This is a genomic window from Streptomyces sp. KLMMK (assembly GCF_036961605.1).
In the GTDB taxonomy this organism is placed as follows: Bacteria; Actinomycetota; Actinomycetes; order Streptomycetales; family Streptomycetaceae; genus Streptomyces; species Streptomyces telluris.
Window position 1 is genome coordinate 1 of record NZ_JBAMDC010000616.1, and the last position, 2,519, is coordinate 2,519.

Sequence of the window (2,519 nt, forward strand, 5' to 3'; positions counted from 1 at the left end):
CAGCCGCACCTTGCGGCTGCCGTCGGGGTAGAGGCGAAGTCGGTCCAACTCCCAGTGTCCGTACTCGGCGTGGTCGGTCAGCAGGCGTGTGGCGGCACCCCGGGAGACCCCCCGCGGCACATACACATCACAGAATTCGTATTCCGGCATCGCATCTATTGTGCGGGAACGGGCCCTGTGCGGATAGCGTCTGCACTATGTCTGATGCTGCGCAGCCATCCGCTGCCGAGGTACGCGCCGCCGCCGAGGCGGTCAAAGCCGCTCTGGACCGCCACCTCGACGCCGTCGAACGCCGGTCGGGGGAGGACGACCCGGCCGTCTACGCCGCGTTCAACGAGCTGGCCGCGACAGCCGAGGCGTACGACGAGCTGCTCTACGACGCCTACGACGAGGTCACCCCCTTCGAGATCCCCGGGGACGACACCCTGCCCGCCTACGCGGGGCCGGAGGAGCCGAGCGCACTCAGCCTGCTGATCCGCCGGGACTACGCGGTGGTCGAGCCGCAGCGGCTCCTCGCCCAGGCCCAGCGCGTGGCCGACCTCGACCCCGACGTCGACGCACCGGCCGGCCCCGCCGGGGCGGCCGCCGTGGGCAACGTGGGCGGCAGCGTGCACGCCGCGCTCGGGGTGATCTTCGGTGAGTACGAGCCGGACGAGATCGCCTCGCGGCACAAGGAATTCGGCCTGGAGGAAGGCGACTCCACGCTCTGGGTCACCGCATCGGACGAGCCCGCCGAGCCGGGGGAGTGGTTGTCGGCGCCCTTCGAGCAGGCCGACCCGCAGCGGGTGATCTGCCGCTTCGACGTCAGCGCGGTCTTCGACGAGGACCTGGACGGCGACGACGGCGACGACGGCGACGACGGCGATGACGACGATGACGACGACGGCGATGACGTCATCGACGACGACGGGATCGATGACGACGTCATCATCGACGAGGACGCCCTGGACGGAACTCCGGGGAGCGGGGCCGGCGGCGGCGCGCCGCCCTCGCCGACGAAGGCCTGACCCGCTCCGGGCCCGGCGGATGCCCGGGCCCGGAACAGGGCGGTCTCACGCGGACGGGCGGTCCTGGGCCTGCAGCAGCGCCCGCAGCCGGGTCGTCCGCTCCTTGGCCGGGACCTCCGCGACGGCGCGGGGCAGCGCCTGGTCCACGCCGTGCACGACGGACAGGTGCCGCTCGGCCCGGCCGAACGCCGTATAGATCCACGAGCGCGTCAGCGCGGAGGCCGCGTCACCCGGGAGGACGACCACGGCCGCCGGCCAGCGCGTGCCGGCCGCCTGGTGGGCGGTGACGGCCCAGCCGTGGCGCAGGGCCTCGGCCACACGCTCCCGCGGGACGAGGACGGGCGTGCCCCCGCAGTCCAGCCGGAGCCCCTCCGCCTCCGCTGCGGTCACCGTGCCGGGGAGCATCCGGCCCGGAGCCGGGACGTACGCCACCCGGTCGCCCGGGTCGAAGCCGCCGAACCGGCCCGGGCCGGGGTTCAGCCGCTCCTTCAGCGCCGCGTTGAGCGCGCGGGTGCCGGCCGGGCCGCCGTGGCCGGGGGTGATCACCTGGGTGTGCTCGGCGGGCACGCCGATGGCGCGCGGGATGGAATCCGCCACCAGCTGCACCGTGCGGTGCACCGCCTCGCCGGGATCGCGCACCGGGACGATCACGACCTCCTTGCCGGGGGCCGCCGGCTGCGACAGCTCGCCGATGCCGATGCCCGACACCAGCTCGCCGACCGGGCCCTCGTCCGGCGTGCGCGAGACGACCGCGGGGCAGACGCGGGCCGCCACCACGTCCGCGAACACCCGGCCCGGGCCCGCGGACCACAGCACGGCCGGGTCGCCGCTCAGCACCAGGCGGGTGCCGTCGGCGAGCGACTCCACGAGCATCGCGGCGGTCTCGACGTCGAGCTGGGGGGCGTCCAGGACGGCCAGCACGTCGAGGGCGAGGGCGCCGTCCTCATCCCTGCCGGGGCCCTCCGCGCCGGAGAGCAGACCGGCCACCGTGACCGCTTCCGGATCGCCCGTTGCGGCCAGGCGCCGGCGGCCGTCCTCGGTGTGCACGGCTGCGTACGCGCGCAGGCCCAGGGAGCGGGCCGCGGTCACGAGGGCGGCCGGCTCGGCGCGGGCCGCCTCGCCGCCGCTGTGCGTGACGAGGCCGGCGGACGCGGCGGCACGGATCAGCTCGGCGGCGGACGGGGAGGGGGCGGCCGCCGCTGCGGGCTCCCACTCCTCGGGGCCGGCCGTGAAGGTGCTGATCAGCCGGGCCAGGCCGTCGGCGAGGCTCTCCTCGGCCATGGCGCAGCGGTCCAGGCCCAGGAGCAGCCGGACCGGGACCTCCTCGTCCTCGCCCTGGGGGGCGGGGGCGCCCGGCGCGGGCTCCACGGCCTCCTGGAACACCAGGACCGTGCCTTCGGCGATGGCGGACTGCAGGGCCTCGTCCGGATCCGGCACGGCGTGACGGGCCAGGGCCGCGCGCAGGGCCGGGGCCTCCAGGACCGTGTGCCCCTCCAGCGCGGCGCGCTCCAG

General features: G+C 75.7%; 3 protein-coding genes. 1 reads left to right on the forward strand and 2 read right to left on the reverse strand.

The genetic code is table 11. From position 1 onward, the window contains the following. Positions 1-150: DUF5703 family protein (locus V7793_RS36325; RefSeq protein WP_336013943.1), on the reverse strand; the 150-nt coding region annotated here is incomplete at its 3' end. A gap of 47 nt (positions 151-197) precedes the next feature. Here V7793_RS36325 and V7793_RS36330 point away from each other — a divergent pair. After that, positions 198-1,007 (forward strand): hypothetical protein, encoded by an 810-nt coding sequence (locus V7793_RS36330; protein ID WP_336013941.1) that lies wholly within the window; start codon positions 198-200, stop codon positions 1,005-1,007. A 45-nt stretch (positions 1,008-1,052) separates the two neighbouring features. Here V7793_RS36330 and V7793_RS36335 read toward each other — a convergent pair. Beyond that, positions 1,053-2,519 (reverse strand): ATP-dependent RecD-like DNA helicase (locus V7793_RS36335; RefSeq protein WP_336013942.1); only part of this gene is annotated, 1,467 nt, incomplete at its 5' end.